Raw genomic sequence first — 25,730 nt, 5'->3', positions numbered from 1 at the left:
GCCACCACCCGTCGTCGCATCGCAGCGCAACAACACCGCCGTCATCGGCGCGACCCGACCGGTCATCCTTCGTCGAGGGGCTTCTGCCGCACGTCCGCGTTGATCGCGACCAGGTCGGGACGTGTGGAGAGAACGGACACGACATCGCGCCAGGACGGCGGCCGGTCGGTGGGAAGCAGGGGAACGAGCGCATCGAGCAATGCCGCGTCCTGCGCTGTATCGAGAGTGACCCGAAGACGCGAGTGATCGGGTTGCACGACGATCCCTGCCGTGCGTTCCGTCGAGCCCTCGCGATACAGCCAGCTCGTCACGTGCACACGGTGGTGAGAGCCTGCGGATGCATCGGCACGGTCGAGGGCACTCCTCGAGACGAGTTCGACATCGAGCCCTCGAGGCAGAGATCGCACCAGAGTCGTCGACACGTAATCCAGGTGCGGGTCAGCCGACCAGAGCGCCACGACCTGGTCGATCAGCCGCGGATCCAGCAGAGGACAGTCGGCAGTGAGCCGCACGATCGCGTCGGCGCCGGTGACGTCGGCGGCGAGGGCGAAGCGGGAGAGCACATCGGTCTCGCTGCCACGGATCACCCGGCAGCCGATCTCCTCTGCGAAATGGACCAGCGGGTCGTCGCGAGATTCCGTGGAGGTCGCGATCACGACGTCGGAAACAGACTCGGCTGCCCGCGCGGCGCGGACCACCCATGCCAGAACCGGACGGTCACGCAGCGGGCGGAGCACCTTCCCGGGCAGGCGGGTCGATCCCATCCTGGCCTGGACGATCGCGACGACGCGCGCGGGCATCATCAGCGAAGCGCCGACCGGACGGACTCGATCACTCGGTCCACCTCGTCGTCGCTCAGTCCGGCATGCATGGGCAGCGAGATCTCTCGGCGGTACCAGTCCTCGGCGACGGGGCACATGCCGCGCCGGTAGCCGAGGTCTTCGAACACGGGATGCCAGTACACCGGTACGTAATTGACCTGCACGCCGATACCGTCCGCGCGGAGCGCATCGAAGATGTTCCGTCGCCGCTCGGACGGGACGCGAAGAGGGTACAGATGCCACATCGGATCAGCACGCGGCGGCGCCGACGGAAGCACGACCCCATCCAGACCCTCGAACGCCGCCCCATACCGAGCGTGAATCGCGGCGCGACGATCCTTGAAGGACTGCAGGCGCAGCAGCTGACTCGAACCGAGCGCGGCGAGTACGTCGGGAAGTCGGTAGTTGAGCCCGAACTCGTGGACCTCCTGATGCCAGGCGCCCTCGTCGGGGTATCTCTGCAGCGAAGGTTCACGGACGAGTCCGTGGTTTCGGAAGGAGCGGGATCTCTCCCACAGATCGGAGCGGTCAGTGACAACCGCTCCGCCTTCGGCAGTCGTCGCATTCTTGGTCGGGAAGAACGAGAAGGTCGTGATGTCCGCCAGGGAGCCGACCGGCCGACCGTCGAGCGTGCTCCCCAGCGAATGCGCCGCATCTTCCAGGAGCAGAGCTCCGGCTGCATTCGCGAGTGGTCGGAGCCGGGCCGCGTCGATCGGGACGCCCGCGTAATCCACGCCCGCCACGACGGCGGTGTCCTCGTCCAGCTCGGCCTCGACGGCATCCGCATCGATGTTCCCGGTCGCCTCCTCCACGTCCGCGAAGACGACCCGTCCGCCGAGCAGAGCGGCCGTCGACGCCGTCGCCGCGAAGGTGAACGGAGTGGTGATCACCTTGACGCCGGAACGGACGCCGGCTGCCGCGTAGGCGACGTGCAACGCAGCCGTCCCGCTGGTGACGGCGACGGCGGGCCGTGCCGTGCCGGCGAGATCGGCGACAGCCGCCTCGAACGCCTCCACGGCCGGGCCGGTCGTCAGCCAATCCGAGCGAAGGGCGGCGACCACCGCGTGCACGTCGGACTCGTCGATCGATTGACGGCCGTATGGGATCACGAGATCATCCTTCAGTCCTCAGCCAGAATGGTCCGCAACTCCGCCACGTCGAGCCACCGATCGTTTCGGTCAGAGCGGTAGCTCACGCCCTCTGGAAACGAATCGGCGGCGTCGGGGGCCCGGTATCCCCAGCCGCTGAGGTGGGGCTGGACGAGGAATCGGTCACCGAGGATGAGCGTGCGGCGTGCGTCATCCTCGGCGATCATCTCCTCGTGAAGCTTCTCGCCCGGTCGGATTCCGATCTCCACGATCTCTGCTCCCGGCGCGACAGCCTCGGCCAGGTCCGTGATCCGCACGGACGGAATCCTCGGCACGTACAGCTCCCCGCCGCTCATGACATCGAAGGAGCTGAGGACGAACTGGACTGCCTGCGGCAGCGTGATCCAGAACCGCGTCATGCGTCGGTCGGTGATCGGAAGCGGGACGCCGTCACGGGCCATCTGCCGCCACTTGGGCACGATGCTGCCCCGGGAGCCCGACACGTTGCCGTACCGGACGACCGCGAATCGCGTCGGATACGCCGCCGCGTAGTGATTGCTCGCGATGAACATCCGGTCGGCTGCCAGTTTGGTCGCTCCGTAGAGATTGATCGGGCTGGACGCCTTGTCAGTGGACAGCGCCACAACGCGACGGACGCCGGAGTCGATCGCCGCCTCGATGACGTTCTGAGAACCCTTCACGTTCGTCTCGACGAACTCGAAGGGGTTGTATTCGGCCGTATCGACCTGCTTCAGCGCCGCAGCGTGGATCACGTAGTCCACACCGTGCATCGCACGCCGAAGTCGCGCGATGTCGCGGATGTCTCCGAGGAACCACCGCAGCCGTGGATCGTCCCCGAACTGCTGCCGCATCTCGAACTGCTTGAGTTCGTCGCGGCTGAGGATCACCAGACGAGCCACGTCGTGGTGGGCCAGCAGTTCGCGGGTGAGCGCCTTCCCCAGCGAACCGGTGCCTCCTGTGATCAGAACAGAACTGTTCTTCAGGACGCTCATGCCGACCTCGATCCGTCGACGTGCTGCGTGCGGGCATCACGCATGGGCGCCGCCCTCCAGACGTCGCAGGCGTTCCTCGTAGTGGGACGCGAGTTCGAGCCGGATCCGCGCGCGCTCATGTTCGAGTTGCGCCTGCCGGAGTGCCGCACCGTCGTCGGCAACGTCGTCGCCGACGCGATCCCGGAGCCGCTCGAAGCGGTACTCCAGCGCGGACAGCTGCGGGGCCAGCCGATCGAATTCCGACCGGAGGAAGCTGTAGTCGGCTTGCAGACCGCCGAGCCTCGCCTCGTAGTCGGCAAGACGGCGCGTCACCGAATCCGGGCTGAGCTGTCGCCGCTGCAGCTGCGCGTCGAGCTGTTCGGACATCTCCTTCTCGACGCGGTGAAGGACCGCGCGATCGAGTCTGCGCTTCAGACGGTTGAGCATCGTACTCCCGGGACGAGGGTGATCAACGGTGGAATCGAATGCGCCCGGAGGATATCCAGTCGCGGACCAGGCGGCCTTCGTTGGCGATGAGATGCTCCGGCCCGACTGCGGACGGATCTCCGAATGCATGGCTCCATGTCCTCTGTTCAGGCGCATCCACGAAGGACAGACCCGCGACATCGACCGTGGCGTTCGGGAACAGACGCGTCGCCGTCCAGAGCATAGTCGTGCCCGTCGTCGCCCACAGTCCGTCGACGGCGCTCTGCTGGCCGATCACGCGATTGAGAGGGACGATCACTTCGCGGTTCGCGAGCGTGACGATGCCGAGGTCACGGGGCCAGAAATCGGGGATCTTCGGGTTCTCCTCATGCATCCGGCCCGGCTCGATCATGAGGTAGAGCCGCCGCGTGTAATCCTGAAAGAACCACGGCGTCGGGCGAACGCCGCGGTTGAAGACGACGACATCGGCGCGGCGTCCGACCGTCGGTTCGTCCTCGTCGAGGCGGAAGCCGTTCACTCGGAAGACCAGATCGGCCGCATCGATGACCGCGGCGCGCTGAGCTGACGGAGCGAGGGGCTGATTGCCGACCACCGCGACCGATCGGATGTGAGGAGTTCGCGAGTACGTCGAGACGAGGGGTCGCAGGATGTCGTAGTACGCCTCCTCCTGGGCGCTCACCTCGTCGTGGACTGCACTGTTCATCGCATCCAGCCTAGCCGCGCGGTTCGGCGGAGCCCGCGGGCACGAGGGTCGCGACAGCCTCGACGTGGTGGGAATTGGGGAACAGGTCGAAGGCCTCCACTGCGCGCAGCTCGTAGCCGGCGTCACCGAAGATCGCGACGTCCCGCGCGAGGGCGACCGGATCGCACGCGACGTAGACGACGGCCGCCGGATGCAACGCCGCCACGGCCTGCACGACCGACCGCCCTGCTCCCGAGCGTGGGGGGTCCAGCACCGTCACGCCGCGCGAGAGCCGCTCCCGTTCCCGGGTGGAGGCGTCGGCGAGGAGGCGGGTGACGAAGCGGTCGACCCGCGCGGTCTCCGCGCGGGCGCCGACCCATTCCGCGAGGTTCTCCCCCGCGTGCTCCGTGGCGCGGGCATCCGATTCCACCGAGGTGATGTGCGCGGCCCCGAGCTCGCCCAGCACGGCCGCGAACAGGCCCACACCCCCGTAGAGGTCGAGGTGCCGACCCTCGGCATCCGGCGCACCGACGGCGCCCCGGATCGCTCCGCGGACCGCGGCGTCCAGCGTCGCCGCCGCGGAGCGATGCACCTGCCAGAACCCGCCGGCGTCCACACGGAACTCGCGCGTGCCGACACGCTCGACGACGACCTCCCGCGCCTCCCGGGGCGTCCGTGCTCCGGCATCCGGTCGCGGGATCACCCGCACGCGGCCGTCCGCCGGCTGCACCAGGTCGATGCGACCGGGCGCGCCCTGACCCAGCGCGAGCGCCGCCGCCTCGACCTCGGGGGTCGCCAGCGGGTGGTCGCGCACCGGCACCACGGTGTGACTGCGCGCGGCGAACGGGCCGACGTTGCCCGCGTCGTCCACATGCAGACCGATGCGGGTGCGCCACCCGCGGCCATCGGCGGTCTCATCGGCGCCGGCCGCGCTGATCCGCACGTCCCCGGCATCGACGCCGCCGAATCGGCGCAGCGCGTCCTGAAGGACCTCGACCTTGAGCGAACGCTGGTGCGCGAGCTCGATGTGACCGAAGTCCGCACCACCCGGGCGCCGGTCGGGGGCGACGGTCACATCGGCCTGCGCCCAGATGTGCGGGCGCCGGTGCGGTGACGCGTCGAGGACGTCGAGCACCTCGCCGCGCCAGAACGACTTCTTGCCGACGTCGGTGAGTCGCACGCGCACCCGCTCGCCGGGGATCGCATCCGGAACGAAGACGACGCGCCCCTCGACCCGGCCGACGAACACACCGCCGTGGGCCACGCTGGTCACATCGAGGTCGAGTTCGTCTCCGGCATCCACCCGTCGAGCATTCCACAGCGCCGGGTCGGCGCGGCTACCGTGAACGCATGCAGGTCTGTCTCGCCTCCACGTCCCCCGCCCGACTCATGCTCATGCGGCAGGCCGGGATCGAACCGCTCACGCTGGCGCCGGACGTCGACGAGGAGGCGGTGATCAGCGGGATCGAGGCTGCTGCGGGTCGGACGCTCCCGGCCGATGAACACGTCCTCGTGCTCGCCCGGCGCAAAGCCGCCGACGTCGCCACGCGCCTCGCGGCCGCCGATACGGCCTTCGACGGGATCGTGGTCGGCGGCGACTCGATGTTCGAGATCGGCGGCGAGATCCTCGGCAAGCCCTACACGCCCGACGTCGCCACGCGGCGCTGGCACCGCATGCGGGGAGCGACCGGACTCCTGCATTCGGGTCACAGCGTGATCCGGGTGCGCGGGGGCGAGGTCGGGGACGAGGCGCACGCCGTGGCGGCGGCATCCGTCACGTTCGTGGACGACATCACGGATGCCGAGATCGACGCCTACGTCGCCTCCGGCGAACCGCTGCAGGTCGCCGGCGCGTTCACGGTCGACAGCCTGGGCGGGCCGTTCATCGAGCGGATCGACGGAGACCCGTCGACCGTCGTCGGCATGTCGCTGTCGACGCTGCGACGCCTGACCAATGCGCTCGACGTGTCGTGGCCGCAACTGTGGAACCGCGGCTGAACTCCTCGGACATCCGAGGAACTCCTCGGTGCCGCTCGTAGACTCCCCCACACGATCGCGGGTGTTTCTTGTGGAGGGCACTCAAAAGAGCGCCTGTGCGCCTCGGTAGGCTGGCATCCATGCCTCAGATCGCCAAGGTTCTTGTTGCCAACCGCGGCGAGATCGCCGTCCGCATCATCCGCGCCGCCCGCGACGCGGGCAAATCCTCGGTCGCGGTGTACGCCGACCAGGACCGCGACGCCCTGCACGCCCGGCTCGCCGACGAGTCGTACGCGCTCGACGGCGCGACGAGCGCCGACACCTACCTCTCGGTCGAGAAGATCCTCTCGGTCGCGCGACGCTCCGGTGCCGACGCCGTGCATCCCGGATACGGCTTCCTCGCCGAGAACGCCGCATTCGCGCGCGCCGTGACGGATGCCGGGCTCATCTGGATCGGGCCGACCCCCGAGGCGATCGAAGCGCTCGGCGACAAGGTGACGGCGCGTCACGTCGCCGAGAAGGTCGGCGCGCCGCTGGCTCCCGGAACTCCGGGACCCGTGTCGGGCGCCGACGAGGTCGTCGCCTTCGCGCAGGAGTTCGGGCTGCCGATCGCGATCAAGGCCGCGTACGGCGGCGGCGGGCGTGGCCTCAAGGTCGCCCGGGAGTACGACGAGATCACCGAGATGTTCGAGTCGGCGACCCGCGAGGCGATCACCGCGTTCGGTCGCGGCGAGTGCTTCGTCGAGAAGTACCTCGACAAGCCGCGCCACGTCGAGACGCAGTGCCTCGCGGATGCCGCCGGCAACGTCGTGGTCGTCTCCACGCGCGACTGCTCCCTTCAGCGCCGCCACCAGAAGCTCGTCGAAGAGGCGCCCGCGCCGTTCCTGACCGACGAGCAGAACCGGACCCTGTACGAGGCATCGAAGGCGATCCTCCGCGAGGTCGGGTACGTCGGTGCGGGAACGTGCGAGTTCCTGATCGGCGCCGACGGCACGATCTCCTTCCTCGAGGTCAACACGCGTCTGCAGGTCGAACACCCGGTCTCGGAGGAGGTCACCGGCATCGACCTGGTCCGCGAGCAGTTCCGGATCGCCGAGGGCGGCATCCTGGACTACGACGACCCCGCTCCCGTGGGCCACTCGATCGAGTTCCGCATCAACGGAGAGGACCCGGGTCGCGGATTCCTCCCCCAGCCGGGACCGATCCACGTGTTCAAGACCTTCGGCGGGCCCGGCATCCGTCTGGATTCGGGCGTGACCGCCGGCGATTCGGTCGGCGGGGCGTTCGACTCGCTGCTCGGCAAGATCATCATCACGGGGCGCGATCGCGCCGAGGCGCTGGAGCGGGCGCGACGGGCCCTGGACGAGTTCGAGGTCGCGGGGCTGCCGACGGTGCTGCCGTTCCACCGAGTCGTGGTGCGCGATCCCGCGTTCACGGCCGAGGACGGGAACTTCGGCGTGTTCACGCGCTGGATCGAGACCGAGTTCGTGAACGACATCCCGCCGTGGGACGGCGAGCTGGAATCGCCGAAGCCGGCTGAGGCGCGGCATACGGTCGTCGTCGAGGTCTCGGGCAAGCGCCTGGAGGTCAGCCTTCCCGACCGGATCGTCGCGGCGCCCGGCGCAACCGCCCGCCCGGCGGCCGTCCCGCCATCGCGGCGCTCGCACGCGACCAGCGTGGTCGCCGGTGCGTCCGGAGACGCGGTGACCTCGCCGATGCAGGCCACGATCGTCAAGCTCGCGGTTGAGGACGGGCAGCAGGTCGTCAAGGGCGATCTGGTCGTCGTGCTCGAAGCGATGAAGATGGAGCAGCCGATCCAGGCCCACAAGGACGGCGTGATCGGCGGAATCAACGCCACGCCCGGCACGACGGTGTCGGCCGGTCACCAGCTCCTCACGATCAGCTGACGGCTCCCCTCCCCGCTCGTCGCGAGGTGGTCGCCCTCCCCCGCCGAGGTTGTGGGTTTCCTCTCGAGATGGTGCCCCTCCCGCCGAGATGGTGCCCTCTCCGCCGAAACGGTGCATCTTCCGCCGAGGTGGTGCCGACCATCTCGGCGGGGAACCCGCCATCTCGGCGGGGAACCCGCCGTCTCGGGGGATGCGCGGAGGCGGCGGGGTCAGCCGTCCTCGTTCGCGATGTCCACGATGTGCATCGCACGGGCGGCATCCGTGATGCTGCCCGTCAGCGACGGGTACACCGCGAACACGCGCGACAGCTGATCCACCGTGAGGCGGCGCTCGACCGCGATCGCCACGGGGTAGATCAGTTCTGACGCGCGCGGGGCCACGATCACCCCGCCGATCACGGTGCCGCTGCCCTTGCGGGCCAGCAGTTTCACGAAGCCGTCCTTCGAGCCGGTCATCTTCGCGCGGGGATTCGCCGCGAGGGGGAGCTTGTGGACGACACCGTCGATCCGACCCTCGACGATGTCCTGCTCGGACCAGCCGATCGTGGCGATCTCGGGCGCGGTGAAGATGTTCGAGGTGATCCGCCGCCGCTCGAGCGGGATCACGACGTCGCCGAGCGCATGGAACACGGCAGTGCGTCCCTGCATCGAGGCGACCGAGGCCAGCGGCACGAACGTCGTGCAGTCCCCCGCCGCGTAGATGTTGGGAACCGAGGTGCGCGCCACGCGGTTCACCTGGATGTGACCGGAATCCGTCATCTGGACACCCGCCTCCTCGAGACCGAGTCCCGCGGTGTTCGGGATCGACCCGACAGCGAGCAGGCAGTGGCTGCCCTCGACCGTGCGCCCGTCGGACAGCGTCGCGATCACGCCGTCCTCCGTGCGCTCCACCTTGTCGGCGCGGGATTTCGACAGCACGGTCATCCCCCCGCGCTTGAAGACCTTCTCGATCACCGCGGCCGCGTCCTTGTCCTCGCCCGGCAGCACCTGGTCGCGCGACGAGATCAGCGTCACCTTCGCGCCGAGGTTCATGTAGGCGGAGGCGAACTCGGCACCCGTCACACCCGAGCCGACCACGATGAGGTGCTCGGGTACCGAGGTCATGTCGTACAGCTGGGTCCACGTCATGATCCGCTCCCCGTCGGGGCGGGCGGTCGGCAGGATCCGAGGCGACGACCCGGTCGAGATCACGAGGGTGTCCGCCTCGATCCGATCGAAATCGGTGCCCTTCGGGCCGGTCGAGACGACGACCGCGTTGTCGCTGTCGAGGCGCCCGTGACCGGAGATGATGCGCACGCCCGCCTCCACGAGCGACGCGCGCATGTCGTCGGACTGCTGACGCGCGAGCGAGAGGAGCCGCTTGTTGACGGCGGACAGGTTGATCGCGATCTCCGGCTTGAGCGGCTTCCCCTCCTGACCGCGGGCGAACAGCTGCACGCCGAGATCACTCGCCTGCGAGATCGCGACGGCGGCGTCGGCCGTCGCGATCAGGGTCTTCGACGGCACCACGTCCGTGATGACAGCCGAGCCGCCGATCCCTGCCCGCTCGACGACGGTGACCTCCGCACCGAGTTGGGCGGCGGCGATCGCGGCCTCGTATCCGCCAGGCCCTCCGCCGATGATCGCGACGCTCTGGGTGCGCTCGAAGCTCAAAGACATGCCTCCATCCTTTCAGGAGCGGCCCGCCCCCACGACATCGCGGAGATCGGATGCCGCGTCCCGCGTCGCGGGTGGCTCCGGGGCGCGCGCGTTCCTAGAGTGGGTGCATGCCAGACACACTCGCCACGTCGCTCGACGACCCCGCCGCAGACCCGTTCGCGATCGCCGCACAGGCGGCGGCGGACATCGCGCGCCTCACCGGAGTCGACCGCCACGACATCGCCCTCACCCTCGGCAGCGGCTGGGGAGGTGCGGCGGAGCTCATCGGCGAGACCGTCGCGACGATCCCTGCGACCGAGGTCACCGGATTCAGCAAGCCCGCCCTGGAAGGGCACGTCGGAACGCTCCGCAGCGTCCGCACCCCACGCGGCAAGAACGTCCTGATCATCGGCGCCCGCACCCACTACTACGAGACGCGCAGCCCCCGCCGGGTCGTGCACAGCGTGCGCACCGCCGCCGCGACGGGAGCGCGCACCATGGTGCTCACGAACGGCGCCGGCGGCATCAAGCCGCACTGGAAGCCCGGCACTCCGGTGCTCATCAGCGACCACATCAATCTCACCGCCGCGACCCCGCTCGAGGGCGCCACGTTCATCGACCTGACCGATCTGTACTCGATGCGCCTGCGCGACCTCGCGCGCTCGATCGACCCGAGCCTGGACGAGGGCGTCTACTGCCAGTTCACCGGTCCGCAGTACGAGACCCCGGCCGAGGTGCAGTGGGCGAAGACGATCGGCGGCCACATCGTCGGGATGTCCACGGCGCTCGAGGCGATCGCCGCACGGCAGTCGGGCATGGAGATCCTGGGCTTCTCGCTCATCACGAACATGGCGGCCGGCATCCAGACCACCCCGCTCAGCCATCAGGAGGTCATGGAGGCCGGGCAGGCCGCCGGCCCGGTCATCTCGTCACTGCTGGCGCGAGTGATCGGCGCGATGTGAACGGGCCGGACGACGGGGTCCTCGCCGCCGCTCGCGCCTGGCTCGCGCAGGACCCCGACCCGGTCACCCGCGCAGAGCTCGAGGCGCTGATCTCGAGTGCCGCCGCGGGCGAGGGGGCGGCATCCGCCGACCTCGCCGATCGCTTCGCGGGGCGACTGGCGTTCGGCACGGCAGGACTCCGCGGTGAGCTCGGCGCCGGCAGCAACCGCATGAACCGCGTTCTGGTCGCGCAGGCGGCCGCGGGCCTGGCCGCGTTCGTCCTCGAGCGCGCCGGGACGGATCGCGTGCCGACCGTCGTGATCGGCTATGACGGGCGCCGCAATTCCGACGTGTTCGCGCGCGACTCCGCCGAGCTGTTCGCCGGCGCGGGCCTGCGGGCGATCCTGCTTCCCCGGCTGCTGCCGACGCCGGTGCTGGCCTTCGCGGTGCGACACCTCGGGGCGGATGCCGGCGTGATGGTCACCGCGAGCCACAACCCTCCGAACGACAACGGATACAAGGTGTACCTGGGCGGCGCGGACGAGGGTGCGCAGATCGTCTCGCCCGCCGACGCGCAGATCGCCGCGCACATCCAGCGGATCGCGGACACCGGCGATGTCGGCGCCCTCCCCCGGTCGCTCGGTTACGAGACCGCGCCGGAGTCGGTGCTCGACGCGTACATCGCCGCGACCGCCGCCGTCGCCCCCGCCCCTTCCGGCGCTGACGGGTTGAGCTGGGTGTATACGGCGATGCACGGCGTCGGGTGGGAGACCCTGTCGCGGATCCTCGAGACCGCCGGGTACCCCGCGCCGATCCCCGTCGACGCGCAGCTGCATCCGGACGGTGGATTCCCCACCGTTGCTTTCCCGAACCCCGAAGAACCGGGGGCGATGGACCTCGCGTTCGAGCGGGCCCGCGAGGTCGGCGCCGAGCTCGTGATCGCGAACGACCCCGACGCGGACCGCCTCGCCGTCGCCCTGCCCGATCCGGACGCGCCCGGTGGATGGCGTCGCCTCACCGGCAACCAGATCGGCCTGCTGCTCGGCTGGCGCGCCGCCCGGCTCGCCCGCGAAGCCGACGCCGGCGAGGGGGCGTCTCTCGCCTGCTCGCTGGTGTCGTCCCCGGGCCTGAAGGCCGTCGCCGATCACTACGGCCTGGACTTCCACACGACCCTGACCGGGTTCAAGTGGATCTCGCGCGCACCCGGCATCGTGTTCGGGTTCGAGGAGGCGCTCGGCTACCTCGTCAACCCCGACACCGTGCGCGACAAGGACGGCATCTCGGCCGCGATCGCGATGCTCGGACTGGTCGCCGACGCGAGGGGCGACGGGAAGAGCCTCGCCGACGTGCTCGCCGAGTTCGACCGGACCTTCGGGTTCTTCGCGAGCGACCAGATCTCCCTCCGCGTCGACGACCTCTCGGTCATCGGCCGGATCATGGCGTCGCTGCGGGAGCGGCATCCGGAATCGATCGGCACGACGCGAGTGGATGCCGTCGAGGATCTCCTCGAGGGCGTCGACGCCCTGCCGCCCGGCGACGTGCTGCGGTTGTGGCTGCAGGACGGGTCGCGTGTGATCGTGCGTCCGAGCGGCACGGAGCCCAAGCTCAAGGTCTACCTCGACGTCCGCGGCGACTCGGCCGACGATGCCCGCGAGCGGATCAGCACGCTCAGCGACGGCGCCCGGGCGCTGCTGAGCGAACGGGGCTGAGGCGCGGACCATGCTGCTGCGCGATGCGATCACCCTCGAGAACGAGGTCGTGCGACTCGAGCCGCTGGGTACGGAGCACGCCGAGGAGCTCGCGGCCGCGACCGCGGGCCTGGAGCATGCGTGGTACACCTCGGTCCCGACCGCGGACGGCGTCGCCGCCGACATCGCCCAGCGACTCACCTGGCGCGACGAGCACCACATGAATCCGTGGGCGGTGCGGCGGCTCGACACCGGCGTCGTCGTCGGCGAGACCACGTTCTGCAACATCGACCAGGACAACCGTCACGTCGAGATCGGGCACACCTGGCTCGGCGTGGACGCGCAGCGCACCGCGGTGAACACCGCCGCGAAGCTGCTCCTTCTCGGGCATGCGTTCGAGCGCTGCGACGCGATCGCCGTGGAGTTCCGCACGCACTGGCACAACCTCCAGTCGCGTGCGGCGATCGCCCGCCTCGGCGCGAAGCAGGACGGGGTTCTCCGCAACCACCGCCTGGGTCCGGACGGCACTCTTCGGGACACCGTGGTCTTCTCGATCCTGCCGGGCGAGTGGCCGGCGGTGCGGCTGGGCCTGCAGGCGCGGCTCGCGCGCTGAGGCCTCAGCCGTCGATCACGGCGACGAGCTCGTCGAGGAAGCCGGGGAAATCGGTCGCGCGGCGGACGATCCGCTGGACGCTGTCACGCTCGGAGAAGACCTCCACGAACTGTTCGAACACGGTCTGGAACGCGCCGCGGTCGGACTCGGAGAACGCGACGACGGCCACGACCTGCACGCGCCCCTCCCCCCACGGGATCGACGGGTCGGCGATCCCGACGGCGATCGCCGTGCGGGTCGCGGTCATCCCGAGCGCGTGCGGTACGGCGAGCGCATCGGTGAAGGCGGTCGAGGAGAGGCGCTCGCGCTCGATCGTGCGCTCGACGTAGTCCTCATCGATCACACCCTCGGCCACCAGGGGCGCTCCGAGCCGCCGGATCACCGCCTCCTCACCCGCGTCCGCATCCAGTCCCCGCACGAACGCGCCCGGCACGAAGTACCGCTCGAGCTCGGTACGCAGGCGGGCGAGGCGACGGCTGCGGCGGATCCGCGCGGCCGCCGTCTGCACGCGGTCGACGTCGGCATCCGTCAGGAACGGCTGGATCCGGACGAACCGGTCCCCGGATATCGAGGGGTCGATCGTGGTCAGCACGAGGTCGGTGTCGATCGATGCCCAGTCCGGGTCCACACGTGTCTCGACGCCGACGACCTCGATCGCCTGGCCGAGCGAGCGGTCCACGCTCGAGCGCAGCAGCTCGTGCAGCTCGTAGTACCCCGGGCACACGATCGTCGCGGTGAGCAGCTGATCGGCGCGACGGCTCCGCTCCAGGCGTCCACCGACATGCATCGCGATGTAGGCGATCTCGTCGTCCAGGAGCGGGATGCCGAGCCGATGCTGCAGCCCGCTGGCGATGAAGACCGCCACCTCGAAGATCATCGGGTACGTCGATTTGAGCGACCGGGTCAGCGGGTTGCGCGACCACGCCTGCTCCCGGGCGCGATGGCGGAGGTTCTGCACGTGCAGGGCCAGGCGCAGGATGAAGTCCTCGTGCGCGATGTCGACCAGGAACTCCGCGGCCGCCTGCTCGACGACCTCGCGGACCGCAGCCTCCACCTCCGGTTCGAGACGCTCGCGCGCATGGTCCGCCGGCGCGGCCGCGCCCGGTGCGACGATGCGGGTCAGCACGATCGTGGACAGATGCTGCAGGTCGCCTGCACCGAGCTGCACACCCACGTGACGCTCGACGAGTCGACCCAGGATGGCGGCGACCTCCGCCTGCGCGGGAGACGCGTCACCGCCGACCGCGTCCAGGCCGCGGTGGCTGGCGACCCGGTCGGCCGCGATCGCGATGTGCATGACGACGTCAGCGATGCCGAACTCGTTCACGAAGTATCCGAGGGCATTGAGCTCGGTGACCAGTTCGGTCTTGAACGGGCCGAACGCGTGCGCCCCGACGGATCCTTCACCGAGAGTGCGCCGGAGCGCCTCCAGGTCGAAGGATCCGGCATCCATCTCGTCGTGGGCGAGCCTGCTGAGCAGGCGTCGCTGCGCCATCTCGGTGCCGCGGAGACGTGCGCGGGATGCCGAACGCTCGAGCGTCAGCTCCGTGCCGCCCAGGAGGCCGCGCACGCGTGCGAGGTCGGCGTCCAGCGTCGCCGGGCTCACGTGCAGCGCGTCGGCGGTCTCGAAGACGTCGATCCCGTCGTCCTCGTCGAGCAGGGCGCGTACGAGCGTGTGCAGGCGGTCGCGCGGCGTGCCGGCATCCGTCGCCCCGCCTGCGCGCAGCGCCACCGGCGCCTCCGGGCCCGCGCGGTAGCCGAGGGGGCCGGACTCGACCGCGACCGAACCGGGCACGCGCGCGTTGATCGCCGTCACGTACGAACGTATGCTGCGCGGAGTCACCCCGAGACCGTCGGCCAGCGCCGCCGCGGTCAGCCAGTCACCGTCGCGGACGAGCAGCCCCAGGAGTCGGTCCTGTCTCGCTCTGGTCACGGTGTCCTCTGCGCGTCGATGCGATCTGTCACGCCAGTCAATCACGCGGACATCCCCCATGGCGGCAACGGCGGCTCGGCGGTACCGTGAGGGCGCCGCTGCGGATGCGGCACACCTCGCAGAAGGAGAAGGACATGGCAGGACAACGACCCGGAGGCGTCACCCTCGTCGCGGTCATCGCATGGATCAGTGGAGCGGTGCAGATCATCGGCGCGGTGATCAGCCTGCTCGCCGGGGGCGGCGGCAACGCCTGGGTCGCCCTGATCGTCGGCATCCTCACGATCGCGGTGAGCCTCGGGCTCTTCCGCGGCAACAACGTCGCACGCATCCTGCTCGCGATCCTCTTCGTGCTGAATCTCGTCGTAGCGGTGTGGGCGCTCGTGATCGGCGTGAGCGTCTGGAGCGCGATCATCACCGGCATCCTCGCGATCATCGGACTCGCGATCCTGTTCTCCTCGCGGGCGAACGCGTTCTTCCGCTGAGAACCGCTCACGGATGCCCCGGACCGTCTGGTCCGGGGCATCCGTGTTTCCGCCCCTCCGGAAACAGAACTGGTTGTCGGCTCTCAGCGCTTTCACAAGAATGGCAATCGGAAAGGCGGGTCGATGAGGATCCTGGTGGTCTGCGGTGCGGGTGCGTCGAGCACATTCGTCGCTCAGCGAGTGCGCGCAGCGGCTGAGCACCAGGGGCTGTCGTACACCGCCTTCGCCGGCACCGCGTCCTCTCTCGCGACGGACATCGACGCCGCAGACGTGATCCTCGTCGGACCCCATCTGTCTCACGCGCTCGCGCGGATCGAGGCGGACGCGGCGCGGCGAGGGACGGCCGTGGTGCTGCTGCCGTCCGACATCTTCACTGATCGTGAGGGCACGCGAACGCTCGCCCTCGTGCAGGAAGCACTCGCGTCCCGCTTCGACCACCTCGCCCGACAGGAACAGGACTGACATGCCGCTCTCGACCCGCACGGTACGCATCGGCTCGGCCCATGGTCTGCACGCCCGGCCCGCGAAGCTCTTCGCGCAGGCGGCGAAGGAGGCGGGCATCCCGATCACGATCGCGAAGGATGCCGGAGCGCCGGTGAACGCCGCCAGCATCCTGGGGGTGATCGCCCTCGGGATCGAGCAGGGCGACTACATCACCCTGACGGCCGACGGCGACGACGCGGAGAACACGCTGGACCACCTGAGCGAACTGCTCTCGACCGACCACGATGCGGAGTGAAGATGACGGAGATCAGAGGAGTCGGAATCGGATTGGGCGTCGCCCAGGGACCGATCGCGCGCATGGCGGAGCCCCTGCCGGCGCCGACTGACACCCCGAGCGAGCGCGGCACCGAGGAGGAGACCGCCCGCGTGCGTGAGGCTGTCGCGGCGGTTGCCCGCGAGCTCGAGCAGCGTGGCATCCAGGCCGGCGGCGCCGCCCGGGACGTCCTCGAGGCGCAGGCGATGATGGCCGAGGACCCGTCCCTGGAGAGCGAGATCGACACCCGCATCGGGGCCGGCAAGACGGCGGAGTTCGCCGTGCACGACGCGTTCGCGAGCTTCCGCGACATGCTCACCGCGATGGGCGGGTACCTCGGCGAGCGCGCCGCCGACCTCGACGACGTGGCCCAGCGGGTCATCGCACGGCTGCGCGGCGTCGCCGCGCCCGGCGTCCCCGACCCCGGGCACCCGTTCGTGCTCGTCGCGAAGGACCTCGCTCCGGCGGACACCGCTCTGCTCGACCTCGACAAGGTGCTCGGACTCATCACGACCGAGGGCGGTCCCACCTCGCACACCGCGATCCTCGCTCGCGAGAAGTCGATCGTCGCGATCGTCGGCGCGGTCGGCGCGAAGGACCTGGTGGATGGGCAGACGGTGATCGTGGATGCCGCCGCCGGGGTCGTCACGACCGACCCGAGCGCCGAGGAACTCGAGCGCGCGGCCAATCGCGCGGCGGATCGCGCATCGGCGGCATCCGCCCCCCTCACTCCGGGGGCGCTCGCCGACGGGACCGCGGTGCCGCTGCTGGCGAACCTGGGCAAGCCCGAGGGGGCGGAGGAAGCCGTCGCACTCGGCGCGGAGGGCGTGGGGCTCTTCCGCACGGAGTTCCTGTTCCTGAGCTCGAATCAGGCGCCCACGGTCGAGCAGCAGCGTGCCGCCTACACGAAGCTCCTCGCGGCGTTCCCCGGTCAGAAGGTCGTCGTGCGCGTGCTGGATGCCGGTGCCGACAAGCCCCTCGCCTTCCTCAACGATGCGCACGAGGAGAACCCCGCCCTGGGGCTTCGGGGAATCCGCGCGCTGCAGGCGAGCGAGGACATCCTGCGCGAGCAGCTGACCGCGCTGGCCGAGGCGGATGCCGCCACCGACGCGGACCTGTGGGTCATGGCGCCGATGGTGGCCACCGTTGAGGAAGCGGAGTACTTCGTCGAGATCGCCCGGGACTACGGCATCAAGACCGCCGGCGTCATGGTGGAGGTGCCCTCCTCTGCGCTGCTGGCCGACCGGATCCTCGCAGGGTCGGACTTCGCGTCGATCGGCACGAACGACCTCACGCAGTACACGCTGGCCGCCGACCGGCTGCTCGGCTCGGTCGCGGGCTTCCAGGACCCGTGGCACCCCGCGGTGCTCCGGCTCATCCGCGAGGTCGGCGACGCCGGGCGCCTGCACGGCAAGCCCGTCGGCATCTGCGGTGAGGCCGCCGCGGACCCGCTCCTGGCGGTCGTGCTCGTCGGTCTCGGAGCGACCTCGCTCTCGATGGCCCCCACGGCGCTCGCCGACGTGCGGGCGACCCTGCTCCAATACTCCCTCGATGATGCCCGAGTCATCGCCGAGGCAGCCCTGGCCGCGAACGGTGCGGCCACCGCCAGGGAGGCGGCTCGCTCCGTCGCCACCACCCAGGCCGCACCCGCGGCCGTGCAGTCCTGACAGAAACAGAAGGAGACACAGCCATGACAACGGCGTCTGCGCCCGCGAAGGGCAGCAACAAGGCGCGTGTGGGAGTCCAGCGCTTCGGCACGTTCCTCTCCGGCATGATCATGCCGAACATCCCCGCGCTGATCGCGTGGGGCATCTTCACCGCGTTCTTCATCGACGTGGGGTGGACTCCGAATGCCGACCTCGCGACGATCGTCGGGCCGTTCATCCACTACCTGCTGCCGATCATCATCGCCTACACCGGCGGCAACATCGTCTACGGCATCCGCGGTGGCGTCGTCGCCTCGATCGCCGTGATGGGCGCGATCGCCGGGTCGGACAAACTGATCGCCGACTTCAACGCGACCCTGCCGGAGGGCGCTTCGCAGCTCGGCCAGGTGCACATGTTCATCGGAGCGATGATCATGGCGCCGCTGGCGGCCTACACCATGAAGTGGCTGGACAGCCTCTGGGACGGCAAGATCAAGGCCGGCTTCGAGATGCTCGTGAACATGTTCTCGGCCGGCATCTGGGGCTTCGTCATGGCCGTCGTCGGGTTCTATCCCGTCGCCTGGCTCGTGAACGGCCTGATGCAGACGCTCAGCAACGCGGTGAACTGGCTCGTCGAGGCGAACCTGCTGCCCTTGACCAGCATCCTGATCGAGCCGGCCAAGGTGCTGTTCCTCAACAACGCGATCAACCACGGCGTGCTCACGCCGCTCGGCATCCAGCAGTCCGCCGAGGAGGGCTCGTCGATCCTGTTCCTGCTCGAGGCGAACCCCGGACCCGGCCTCGGCCTGCTGCTCGCCTTCGCGTTCTTCGGCCTCGGCGCCGCTCGCGCGTCGGCACCCGGAGCGGCGCTGATCCAGTTCGTCGGCGGCATCCACGAGGTGTACTTCCCGTACGCGCTGATGAAGCCGATCACGATCCTGGCGCTGATCGCCGGCGGCATGACCGGTGTGACCACGAACATGCTGCTGGGCGGCGCGCTGCGGGCTCCGGCGGCGCCGGGCAGCATCATCGCCGTGCTGGCTCAGACGGCAAGCGGGTCCTACCTCGCGGTGATCCTGTCCGTCATCCTGTCCGCGACGGTGACCTTCCTGATCGCCGCCGTGATCCTGCGGGCCTCGCGCAAGCGCGACCTTGCCGCGATGGCAGCCACCGACGACGCGTTCGGTGCGGCGATCACGCAGACCGAGGCCGCGAAGGGCAAGTCCTCGGACGCGCTCGGCGGGCTCCGCGGCGGTGCCGTGACCTCGGCGGGCGGCGGTATCGACCCGGCCGTGATGACCGAGCGTCAGATCAAGAACATCGTGTTCGCCTGCGACGCGGGCATGGGTTCGTCGGCCATGGGCGCGAGCGTCCTGCGCAACAAGATCAAGAAGGCCGGCATCGAAGACGTCACCGTGGTCAACAAGGCCATCGCGGCGCTGGACGGATCGGCCGACCTGGTCATCACGCAGAACCAGCTCACCGACCGCGCCCGGGCGCAGACTCCGGATGCGGTGCACATCTCGGTCGACAACTTCATGAACTCGCCGCGGTACGACGAGGTCGTGGAGCTCGTGCGGGATCAGCACGGCAACTAGTCCCATCGACTGCTGCGGGGTCGGGCGGCGTGATGCCCCCGGCCCCGCGGCTTTCCCCGCATACTCGGTACCAAGCAGAAGCGAACGAAAGGCAACACCATGTCCCGTGACGTCCTGAGCCTCGGCCAAGTCCGCATCCACTCCGGCAGCGCGACGCGCGAGGAGGCGATGAAGGAGGCCGCCGACATCCTCGAGGCCGTCGGCGCCGTCACCAGCGCCTACTTCGACGCGATGCAGCAGCGCGAGGAGACCGTCTCGACCTACATGGGCAACGAGCTCGCGATCCCGCACGGGACGAACGAGACGAAGGCCGCGATCCTGGACTCCGCGCTCTCGGTCGTCCGCTACGACGGCGGCGTGGACTGGGGCGGCGAGCCCGTCACGTTCGTGATCGGCATCGCCGGCAAGGGCGACGAGCACCTCGAGATCCTCTCGCAGATCGCGATCCTCTTCTCCGACGAGGACGAGGTCGAGAACCTCAAGCGCGCGCAGACGCCCGAGGAGCTCTACCGGCTCGTCTCCGCGGCGGGCGTGTGATGAAGGCCGTTCATTTCGGTGCGGGCAACATCGGCCGAGGGTTCGTCGGACTTCTGCTGCACGAGGGCGGCTACGAGCTCGTCTTCTCGGACGTCGCGGCACCACTCGTGGACGCGATCAACGCCGCGTCCGAATACACCGTGCACGAGGTCGGGGAGGACTCGCGCGACACCGTCGTCACCGGCTTCCGCGCGATCAACAGCGCCACCCACCCCGACGAGGTGATCGAGGAGATCGCGGGCGCCAACGTGCTGACCACCGCGGTCGGACCGACGATCCTGAAGTTCGTCGCCCCGCACGTCGTCGCGGCGCTCGCTCTGCGCGATCCGTCCTCTCCCCCGCTGCAGATCATGGCCTGCGAGAACGCGATCAATGCGACCGACCTGCTGCGCGACGAGGTCGCCGCGCTCGCCGGTGACGCCTGGGACGCCCTGGCGGGACGCGCGGTGTTCGCCAACACCGCCGTCGACCGGATCGTGCCCGCGCAGCCGGCCGGCGGCGGCATCGATGTGACAGTCGAGCCGTTCTTCGAATGGGCGATCGAGCGGCACCCGTTCGGCGACGACCCGCCGACGATCCCCGGCGCGCACTTCGTCGATGATCTGGCGCCCTACATCGAGCGGAAACTCTTCACGGTCAACACCGGTCACGCCGCCACCGCGTACTTCGGGGCCGCCGCCGGTGATGAGACGATTGCCGACGCGCTCGCCGACGAAGCCACCGCCGCCCGCGTCGCGGCCACACTGGAGGAGACCTCGGCACTTCTCGTCGCCAAGCACGGGCTCGACCCGACCGAGCTCGCCGCGTATCGCGCGACGATCCTGCGTCGCTTCCAGAACCCTGCTCTGCCGGACACCGTCTGGCGCGTGGGCCGGCAGCCTCTGCGCAAGCTCAGCCGCAACGAGCGCTTCGTCGGACCGGCGGCCGAAGCGGCCGAACGCGGCCTGTCGGTGGACTCGCTCCTGGCGGCGATGGGGGCGGCCCTCGCGTTCGAGGACGCCGAAGACGAACAGTCGGTGCAGCTGCAGCAGCTTCTGCGGGAGCAGGATGCCGCGTCCGTGACGGCATCCGTCACCGGACTGGATGAGTCGCACCCGCTGTTCGCCCGCGTCGAGGCCGTCGTCGCCTCCCGACAGGCCGAGCTCGCGTAATCTGGGCCGGTGACCCCGAGCGCACACGATCCCGTCGACGTTCCCGCACCGAAGCCCCGGCGCCGCGGCCGGAGAATCCTCGCGTGGGTGCTCGGCTCGATTGCGGCGCTCCTCGGCATCGCATTCGTGGCGTTCCTCCTGTGGGCGAACATCGGCGTGATGTCCGCCGAGCCGGACGCGTTGGCCGCGGTGGAGGACAACGCCGCGCTCACGTTGACCGATGAAGGATCGGCGTGGGTGCTCGCGCCGGCCGATGGGGAATCCGAGACCGGACTGGTGTTCATCCCCGGTGCGAAAGTCGAGCCCGTCGCCTACGCCGCGACCCTCGCGGGTGTCGCCGAGGAGGGGGTCACTGTGGTGATCACCAAGCCGACGCTGAACCTGGCGTTCTTCGATTTCCGTCCGCTCTCCGATTTCACCGCGCTCGCCCCGGGCGTGCAGGACTGGTTCGTCGGCGGGCACTCCCTCGGCGGAGTGCGGGCGTGCCAGCTCGCCCAGGACACCGACGGTCTCGTGCTCTTCGGCAGCTACTGCGCCAACGACCTGTCGGGCACCGACCTGCCGGTGCTCAGCATCTCGGGCAGCGAGGACGGCCTGTCTACCCCCGCGAAGATCGAGGAGGCCGCCGACCTGCTGCCTGCCGACACCGAATTCGTGGTGATCGAGGGCGGCAACCACGCCGGCTTCGGCGCGTACGGCCCGCAACCCGGCGACGGCGAGGCGACCCTCACGCCCGCGGAGATCGAGGAGCAGATCACCGCCGCGCTCGGCCCGTTCCTGCTCGGGCAGTAACTCGCGCGCATAGTCGTAGAAACTCCACGGATCCGGAGCCTTTCTCGCTTCAAGTCCCCCAAAGCGCCCGGCTGACGAACGGATCTGTGGAGTTCTGCAGACGCGGGGGCTCCTCCCCAGGCGGCAATCGAGCCGAACTCATCCGCAGATGTCAACGGGACCGGTGCACCCCCGCGCGGATCCGATTGGCTGGCCGAGTGGACAAGCCGGCACACATGGCTGCGCAGATCCTGCCTGCCACATTCCTCAGCCCCAGCGCACTCGCCGACCGCGGACTCAGTCGCCATGCCGTCGCGGGGCTCGTCGGCCGAGGGGTGCTGATACGACTCCGCAACGGTCGCTATGTGAGCGCGGAGGCACCCCGCGGGCTCATCGATGCGGGGCGAGTCGGCGGGCGCCTGGACTGCGTATCGCTGCTGGCCGCCCTCGGAGTCTTCGTGCGACTCAGCCATCCGCTGCACGCGCAGTTCGAGCCATCGACCACACGACTTCCGGCGAGGGAGGGCGTCGTCGCTCATTGGCGACGTTCTCGCGCCGAGTCGACCGCACTGGCCGCCGACCTCGTCGAAGCGCTCGCTCAGGCGTGCCGCTGCCAGAGTCCCCGGGACGCTGTGGCGACGCTGGACAGCGCATGGCACCACGGTCTGATCGACGAGGGGGATCTCCGCGACATCTTCCGACGATTGCCACGGCGGTACCGGAGCCTGCGCAGACTGCTCGACCGACGGAGCGAATCGGGAGCGGAGACCCTCATGCGACTTCTCCTGCGCGGGCTCGGCGCAGAGGTCCAGGTGCAGGTGCGGATCGAAGGCGTCGGCAGGGTCGACCTCGTGGTGGACGGCTGGCTGATCGTCGAGTGCGACAGCCGCGCCTTTCACGAAGGGTGGGAAGCCCAGAAGAGGGACCGGGCACGCGATCTCGCGGCCGCCGCGCTCGGATACACCACAGTCCGGCCGCTGGCCGAGGACATCCTCTACCGGATGCCTTCCGTCGTGGAGCTCATGAAGGCCATCGTCGCGCATGGACCACGACCAAACCTGCAGAACTCCACGGATTGATCCCTCCGAAACCGCAGAGCGGTCCTGATCGACCGGTGAACCATCAGATCCGTGGAGTTTCGCAGGCGCTGCGCGCGGACTACCGCTCGAAGCCCTCGGCGATGAGCTCGATAAGCTCCTCCCGCTCCTCGATCGGGAGGAATGCACCGGCGGCGGCGTTGAGCTGGAAGGTCTCGAGGTCGTCCAGGTCGTACTCGAACGCGTCGACCAAGAGCGCCAGCTCGCGCGTGAGCGAGGTCCGGCTCATCGTGCGGTTGTCCACGTTCACGGTGACCGAGAAGCCGAGCTGGTACAGCAGATCGAACGGGTGGTCGCCGAGCTCCTCACCCCACGCCGCGACCGCGCCGGTCTGCAGGTTCGAGGAGGGCGACAGCTCGAGCGTGATCTCCCGATCCCGCACCCACCGCGCGAGATCTCCGAACTGCACGAGCACCTCGTCGCCGGCGCGGGAGATGATATCCAGGTCCTGCGCGATGCGCACGCCGTGCCCGAGGCGAAGCGCGCGCCCGTCGATGATGGCCGAGCGGATGGACTCGAGGCCTGCGGCCTCTCCCGCGTGCACGGTCGTCGGGAAGAACTCCGAGGCGAGGTAGTCGAACGCCGCGCGGTGACGGGACGGCAGGAACCCGTCCTCGGGCCCCGCGATGTCGAAGCCGACGGCTCCGCGCTCGCGCCAGGAGACGGCGAGCTTCGCGATCTCCAGCGACCGGTCGGTGTGACGCATCGCCGTGATCAGCTGCCCGACACGGATGTCATGACCGCGGTCCTCGGCGGCCTCCTCACCCTCCTCGATGCCGGTCTGCACGGCATCGACGGCTTCCTCGAGCGACAGCCCGCGCGTGAGGTGCTGCTCGGGCGCCCAGCGCACCTCGCCGTAGATCACACCGTCCGCGGCGAGGTCCTCGACGAACTCCCGCGCGACACGCGTCAGCCCTTCGGGCGTCTGCATCACCGCGGTCGTCAGGTCGAACGTCTTCAGATACTCCACGAGCGATCCGGAGTCGCTCTTGTGCGCGAACCAGTCCGCGAGCGCGGTGCCGTCCGACTCGGGCAGCTCGAGTCCGATCTCGTCACCGAGCTCGATGATCGTCTCGGGCCGCACTCCGCCGTCGAGGTGGTCGTGCAGCGAGATCTTGGGCAGCCCGCGAAGGGACAGCCCCTGCAGCTTCGTGTCGCCGTGCTGGTCGATCGGCATGTCGGTCTCCTCTGCGCCGGAGGCGCGGTGTGGGGGGTGGAACGGGGCGGATGCCGCCGCCTCAGGCGGTGATGCGTTCGAGTACTCGCGGCCGGGCTGCCGGGGCGTCGGCCCCGATCTCCCAGGATCCCTCGAGCGCCTCGAGCGCACGCGCGAAGCGGGACCCATCATCGGCGAGCAAGGTGAACAGCGGCTGACCGGCGGCGACGGGGTCGCCGAGCCCCACGTGCAGGTCGATCCCGGCGGCGTGGATCACCGGATCCTGCGCGCGAGCGCGCCCCGCGCCGAGGCGCCACGCCGCGACGCCGAACGGCAGCGCGTCCAGCCGGCTCACGACACCGGCAGACGGTGCGGTGACCGTGTGGGTCTCGCGGGCGACCGCGAGGGCGGCATCCGGATCCCCGTCCTGCGCGATGATCATCGCGCGCCACGCGTCCATCGCCCGCCCGTCCTTCAGTGCCGCCTCGACGTCCGCATCGGGCTGTCCCGCGAGGGCCAGCATCTCGCGGGCGAGGGCCACGGTGAGCTCGACGATGTCAGCGGGTCCTCCGCCGGCGAGCACCTCGACCGACTCGCGGACTTCGTTCGCGTTGCCGATCGTGCGCCCGAGCGGCGTGTTCATGTCGGTGAGGAGCGCCGTCGTCGCGACGCCGGAGTCCGTGCCGAGCGCCACCATCGTCCGCGCGAGCTCTCGCGCGCGGTCGACGTCGCGCATGAACGCGCCGGAGCCGAACTTCACGTCCAGCACGAGCGAATCCGTGCCCTCGGCGATCTTCTTGGACATGATGCTCGAGGCGATGAGGGGGATGGCCTCGACGGTTCCGGTGACGTCCCGCAACGCGTAGAGCTTCTTGTCGGCGGGAGCGAGACCGGAGCCCGCGGCGCAGATCACGGCGCCCACGTCACGCAGCTGCGCGAACATCTCGTCGTTGCTCAGTGCCGCGCGCCATCCGGGGATCGACTCGAGCTTGTCGAGCGTCCCACCGGTGTGGCCGAGACCGCGGCCCGACAGCTGCGGCACTGCGACACCGAAGGCCGCCACGAGCGGCGCGAGCGGGAGGGTGATCTTGTCGCCGACGCCGCCGGTGGAGTGCTTGTCGACCGTCGGCTTGCCGAGGCCGGCGAAGCTCATCCGCTCCCCCGAGGCGATCATCGCGTCGGTCATGACGCGGATCTCGGAGCGCTCCATGCCGTTCAGCAGCACCGCCATCGCGAACGCCGCCATCTGCGAATCGGCGACGTAGCCACGCGTGTACGCGTCGACCATCCAGCGCAGAGCGTCTTCGGGGACGACCCCGCCGTCGCGCTTGGCGCGGATGACGTCGACGGCGTCGAAAGGCTCCGGCGCGGTCACCGCGACGCCTCTTCGAGCTCGCGCGGACCGAACGCGTCGGGCAGCACCTCGTCGATCGTGCGGATGCCGGACACGGTCTCCAGCAGCATCCCGGGGATCGCGTGTTCGTACAGCAGCTGCCGGCAGCGCCCGCACGGCATGAGCGTGCGGCCCTGACCGTCCACGCACACGAACGCGACGAGCTTGCCGCCGCCGGACATGAACAGGTCGCTCACGAGCGAGCACTCCGCGCACAGCGTCACACCGTACGAGGCGTTCTCGATGTTGCAGCCCGACACGATGCGGCCGTCCGAGACGAGCGCGGCGGCGCCCACCTTGAAGCGCGAGTAGGGGACGTAGGCGAGCTCCTTCGCGGCGGTCGCCGCGGCGCGCAGCTCGTCCCAGTCGATGTCGGTCACAGCGAATCCTCCGATGGATCAGAACGGCGGACGAGC

The 25,730-nt window shown here is 69.8% G+C and carries 25 protein-coding genes; 14 read left to right on the top strand and 11 right to left on the bottom strand.

The window, feature by feature from the left end; genetic code table 11:
- Positions 1-62 precede the first annotated feature (62 nt).
- From ABD197_RS05325 to ABD197_RS05300, 6 genes are all read right to left on the bottom strand, one after another.
- The gene (locus ABD197_RS05325; RefSeq protein WP_344052341.1) at positions 63-803 is read right to left on the bottom strand and encodes a cytidylyltransferase domain-containing protein; all 741 of its coding nucleotides are present in this window, start codon (positions 801-803) and stop codon (positions 63-65) included.
- Positions 803-1,930, bottom strand: a complete 1,128-nt coding sequence (locus tag ABD197_RS05320) for an aminotransferase class V-fold PLP-dependent enzyme (protein WP_344052339.1) — start codon at positions 1,928-1,930, stop codon at positions 803-805. The genes ABD197_RS05325 and ABD197_RS05320 overlap by 1 nt, the downstream gene beginning before the upstream one ends.
- 11 nt (positions 1,931-1,941) lie before the next feature.
- A complete protein-coding gene (gene pseB, locus ABD197_RS05315; protein WP_344052337.1) occupies positions 1,942-2,922 on the bottom strand; it encodes a UDP-N-acetylglucosamine 4,6-dehydratase (inverting) in 981 nt (326 codons plus the stop codon).
- A 36-nt stretch (positions 2,923-2,958) separates the two neighbouring features.
- Positions 2,959-3,288, bottom strand: a complete 330-nt coding sequence (locus ABD197_RS05310) for a hypothetical protein (RefSeq protein WP_344052335.1) — start codon at positions 3,286-3,288, stop codon at positions 2,959-2,961.
- 82 nt (positions 3,289-3,370) lie between these two features.
- Positions 3,371-4,051, bottom strand: coding sequence for a glycosyltransferase family 29 protein (locus ABD197_RS05305; RefSeq protein ID WP_344052332.1), 681 nt, complete (start codon positions 4,049-4,051; stop codon positions 3,371-3,373).
- Positions 4,052-4,061: 10 nt separating this feature from the next.
- Complete coding sequence (locus ABD197_RS05300; RefSeq protein ID WP_344052330.1) at positions 4,062-5,333, bottom strand: class I SAM-dependent RNA methyltransferase; 1,272 nt, start codon at positions 5,331-5,333, stop codon at positions 4,062-4,064.
- A 47-nt stretch (positions 5,334-5,380) separates the two neighbouring features.
- Here ABD197_RS05300 and ABD197_RS05295 point away from each other — a divergent pair, with 47 nt between their 5' ends.
- The gene (locus tag ABD197_RS05295) at positions 5,381-6,028 is read left to right on the top strand and encodes a Maf family protein (protein ID WP_344052328.1); all 648 of its coding nucleotides are present in this window, start codon (positions 5,381-5,383) and stop codon (positions 6,026-6,028) included.
- A gap of 119 nt (positions 6,029-6,147) precedes the next feature.
- On the top strand, positions 6,148-7,914 hold the full coding sequence (locus tag ABD197_RS05290; protein ID WP_344052325.1) for an acetyl/propionyl/methylcrotonyl-CoA carboxylase subunit alpha: 1,767 nt from the start codon (positions 6,148-6,150) through the stop codon (positions 7,912-7,914).
- A gap of 209 nt (positions 7,915-8,123) precedes the next feature.
- Here ABD197_RS05290 and ABD197_RS05285 read toward each other — a convergent pair whose 3' ends face one another.
- Positions 8,124-9,572: an NAD(P)H-quinone dehydrogenase gene (locus ABD197_RS05285; RefSeq protein ID WP_344052322.1), complete on the bottom strand. Its 1,449-nt coding sequence runs from the start codon at positions 9,570-9,572 to the stop codon at positions 8,124-8,126.
- Between the two features lie 107 nt (positions 9,573-9,679).
- Between ABD197_RS05285 and ABD197_RS05280 the strand changes: the two genes are divergently transcribed.
- From ABD197_RS05280 to ABD197_RS05270, 3 genes are read left to right on the top strand one after another with little or no spacing between them, the layout of a single operon-like run.
- Positions 9,680-10,513: a purine-nucleoside phosphorylase gene (locus tag ABD197_RS05280; RefSeq protein ID WP_344052320.1), complete on the top strand. Its 834-nt coding sequence runs from the start codon at positions 9,680-9,682 to the stop codon at positions 10,511-10,513.
- Entirely contained in the window at positions 10,510-12,201 is a 1,692-nt protein-coding gene (locus ABD197_RS05275; RefSeq protein ID WP_344052318.1) for a phospho-sugar mutase, read from the top strand. The genes ABD197_RS05280 and ABD197_RS05275 overlap by 4 nt, the downstream gene beginning before the upstream one ends.
- 10 nt (positions 12,202-12,211) lie before the next feature.
- On the top strand, positions 12,212-12,793 hold the full coding sequence (locus tag ABD197_RS05270; RefSeq protein ID WP_344052316.1) for a GNAT family N-acetyltransferase: 582 nt from the start codon (positions 12,212-12,214) through the stop codon (positions 12,791-12,793).
- Positions 12,794-12,797: 4 nt separating this feature from the next.
- Here the strand turns inward: ABD197_RS05270 and ABD197_RS05265 are convergent, their stop codons facing one another.
- A complete protein-coding gene (locus ABD197_RS05265; protein WP_344052314.1) occupies positions 12,798-14,726 on the bottom strand; it encodes a BglG family transcription antiterminator in 1,929 nt (642 codons plus the stop codon).
- A gap of 134 nt (positions 14,727-14,860) precedes the next feature.
- Here ABD197_RS05265 and ABD197_RS05260 point away from each other — a divergent pair, with 134 nt between their 5' ends.
- The 9 genes from ABD197_RS05260 to ABD197_RS05220 all read left to right on the top strand — a co-directional run bounded on the left by ABD197_RS05260 (position 14,861) and on the right by ABD197_RS05220 (position 22,747).
- A complete protein-coding gene (locus tag ABD197_RS05260; RefSeq protein ID WP_344052312.1) occupies positions 14,861-15,208 on the top strand; it encodes a hypothetical protein in 348 nt (115 codons plus the stop codon).
- 123 nt (positions 15,209-15,331) lie between these two features.
- Entirely contained in the window at positions 15,332-15,670 is a 339-nt protein-coding gene (locus ABD197_RS05255; protein ID WP_344052310.1) for a PTS sugar transporter subunit IIB, read from the top strand.
- Position 15,671: 1 nt separating this feature from the next.
- Entirely contained in the window at positions 15,672-15,947 is a 276-nt protein-coding gene (locus ABD197_RS05250) for an HPr family phosphocarrier protein (protein WP_344052308.1), read from the top strand.
- 2 nt (positions 15,948-15,949) lie between these two features.
- The gene (gene ptsP, locus ABD197_RS05245; protein ID WP_344052306.1) at positions 15,950-17,632 is read left to right on the top strand and encodes a phosphoenolpyruvate--protein phosphotransferase; all 1,683 of its coding nucleotides are present in this window, start codon (positions 15,950-15,952) and stop codon (positions 17,630-17,632) included.
- A 23-nt stretch (positions 17,633-17,655) separates the two neighbouring features.
- A complete protein-coding gene (locus ABD197_RS05240) occupies positions 17,656-19,209 on the top strand; it encodes a PTS mannitol transporter subunit IIBC (protein ID WP_344052304.1) in 1,554 nt (517 codons plus the stop codon).
- Positions 19,210-19,308: 99 nt separating this feature from the next.
- On the top strand, positions 19,309-19,746 hold the full coding sequence (locus ABD197_RS05235) for a PTS mannitol transporter subunit IIA (protein ID WP_344052302.1): 438 nt from the start codon (positions 19,309-19,311) through the stop codon (positions 19,744-19,746).
- Positions 19,746-20,897, top strand: coding sequence for a mannitol-1-phosphate 5-dehydrogenase (locus tag ABD197_RS05230; RefSeq protein WP_344052300.1), 1,152 nt, complete (start codon positions 19,746-19,748; stop codon positions 20,895-20,897). Before ABD197_RS05235 ends, ABD197_RS05230 begins: the two co-directional genes overlap by 1 nt.
- Positions 20,898-20,906: 9 nt before the next feature.
- Positions 20,907-21,689 (top strand): alpha/beta hydrolase, encoded by a 783-nt coding sequence (locus ABD197_RS05225; protein ID WP_344052298.1) that lies wholly within the window; start codon positions 20,907-20,909, stop codon positions 21,687-21,689.
- 215 nt (positions 21,690-21,904) lie between these two features.
- Positions 21,905-22,747, top strand: a complete 843-nt coding sequence (locus tag ABD197_RS05220) for a hypothetical protein (protein WP_344052295.1) — start codon at positions 21,905-21,907, stop codon at positions 22,745-22,747.
- A gap of 79 nt (positions 22,748-22,826) precedes the next feature.
- Here the strand turns inward: ABD197_RS05220 and ABD197_RS05215 are convergent, their stop codons facing one another.
- The 3 genes from ABD197_RS05215 to ABD197_RS05205 form a co-directional block, all read right to left on the bottom strand.
- Positions 22,827-23,942 (bottom strand): adenosine deaminase, encoded by a 1,116-nt coding sequence (locus ABD197_RS05215; RefSeq protein ID WP_344052293.1) that lies wholly within the window; start codon positions 23,940-23,942, stop codon positions 22,827-22,829.
- A 61-nt stretch (positions 23,943-24,003) separates the two neighbouring features.
- Positions 24,004-25,296, bottom strand: a complete 1,293-nt coding sequence (locus tag ABD197_RS05210) for a thymidine phosphorylase (RefSeq protein WP_344052291.1) — start codon at positions 25,294-25,296, stop codon at positions 24,004-24,006.
- Positions 25,293-25,694, bottom strand: coding sequence for a cytidine deaminase (locus ABD197_RS05205; RefSeq protein WP_091704313.1), 402 nt, complete (start codon positions 25,692-25,694; stop codon positions 25,293-25,295). The genes ABD197_RS05210 and ABD197_RS05205 overlap by 4 nt, the downstream gene beginning before the upstream one ends.
- Positions 25,695-25,730: the final 36 nt, after the last annotated feature.

Source organism: Microbacterium lacus, from assembly GCF_039531105.1.
Classification (GTDB): Bacteria; Actinomycetota; Actinomycetes; order Actinomycetales; family Microbacteriaceae; genus Microbacterium; species Microbacterium lacus.
The sequence above is the reverse complement of the archived record's forward strand: the minus strand, read 5'-3'. Positions and strand labels throughout refer to the sequence as shown.

Coding starts and splice junctions, on each gene's coding strand:
- ABD197_RS05230 (WP_344052300.1), top strand. CDS start 19,746: ATGAAGGCCGTTCATTTCGGTGCGGGCAACATCGGCCGAGGGTTCGTC.
- pseB (WP_344052337.1), bottom strand. CDS start 2,922: ATGAGCGTCCTGAAGAACAGTTCTGTTCTGATCACAGGAGGCACCGGT.
- ABD197_RS05290 (WP_344052325.1), top strand. CDS start 6,148: ATGCCTCAGATCGCCAAGGTTCTTGTTGCCAACCGCGGCGAGATCGCC.
- ABD197_RS05305 (WP_344052332.1), bottom strand. CDS start 4,051: ATGAACAGTGCAGTCCACGACGAGGTGAGCGCCCAGGAGGAGGCGTAC.
- ABD197_RS05310 (WP_344052335.1), bottom strand. CDS start 3,288: ATGTCCGAACAGCTCGACGCGCAGCTGCAGCGGCGACAGCTCAGCCCG.
- ABD197_RS05240 (WP_344052304.1), top strand. CDS start 17,656: ATGACAACGGCGTCTGCGCCCGCGAAGGGCAGCAACAAGGCGCGTGTG.
- ABD197_RS05295 (WP_344052328.1), top strand. CDS start 5,381: ATGCAGGTCTGTCTCGCCTCCACGTCCCCCGCCCGACTCATGCTCATG.
- ABD197_RS05215 (WP_344052293.1), bottom strand. CDS start 23,942: ATGCCGATCGACCAGCACGGCGACACGAAGCTGCAGGGGCTGTCCCTT.
- ABD197_RS05235 (WP_344052302.1), top strand. CDS start 19,309: ATGTCCCGTGACGTCCTGAGCCTCGGCCAAGTCCGCATCCACTCCGGC.
- ABD197_RS05325 (WP_344052341.1), bottom strand. CDS start 803: ATGATGCCCGCGCGCGTCGTCGCGATCGTCCAGGCCAGGATGGGATCG.
- ABD197_RS05280 (WP_344052320.1), top strand. CDS start 9,680: ATGCCAGACACACTCGCCACGTCGCTCGACGACCCCGCCGCAGACCCG.
- ABD197_RS05270 (WP_344052316.1), top strand. CDS start 12,212: ATGCTGCTGCGCGATGCGATCACCCTCGAGAACGAGGTCGTGCGACTC.
- ABD197_RS05255 (WP_344052310.1), top strand. CDS start 15,332: ATGAGGATCCTGGTGGTCTGCGGTGCGGGTGCGTCGAGCACATTCGTC.
- ABD197_RS05220 (WP_344052295.1), top strand. CDS start 21,905: ATGGCTGCGCAGATCCTGCCTGCCACATTCCTCAGCCCCAGCGCACTC.
- ABD197_RS05250 (WP_344052308.1), top strand. CDS start 15,672: ATGCCGCTCTCGACCCGCACGGTACGCATCGGCTCGGCCCATGGTCTG.
- ABD197_RS05285 (WP_344052322.1), bottom strand. CDS start 9,572: ATGTCTTTGAGCTTCGAGCGCACCCAGAGCGTCGCGATCATCGGCGGA.
- ptsP (WP_344052306.1), top strand. CDS start 15,950: ATGACGGAGATCAGAGGAGTCGGAATCGGATTGGGCGTCGCCCAGGGA.
- ABD197_RS05260 (WP_344052312.1), top strand. CDS start 14,861: ATGGCAGGACAACGACCCGGAGGCGTCACCCTCGTCGCGGTCATCGCA.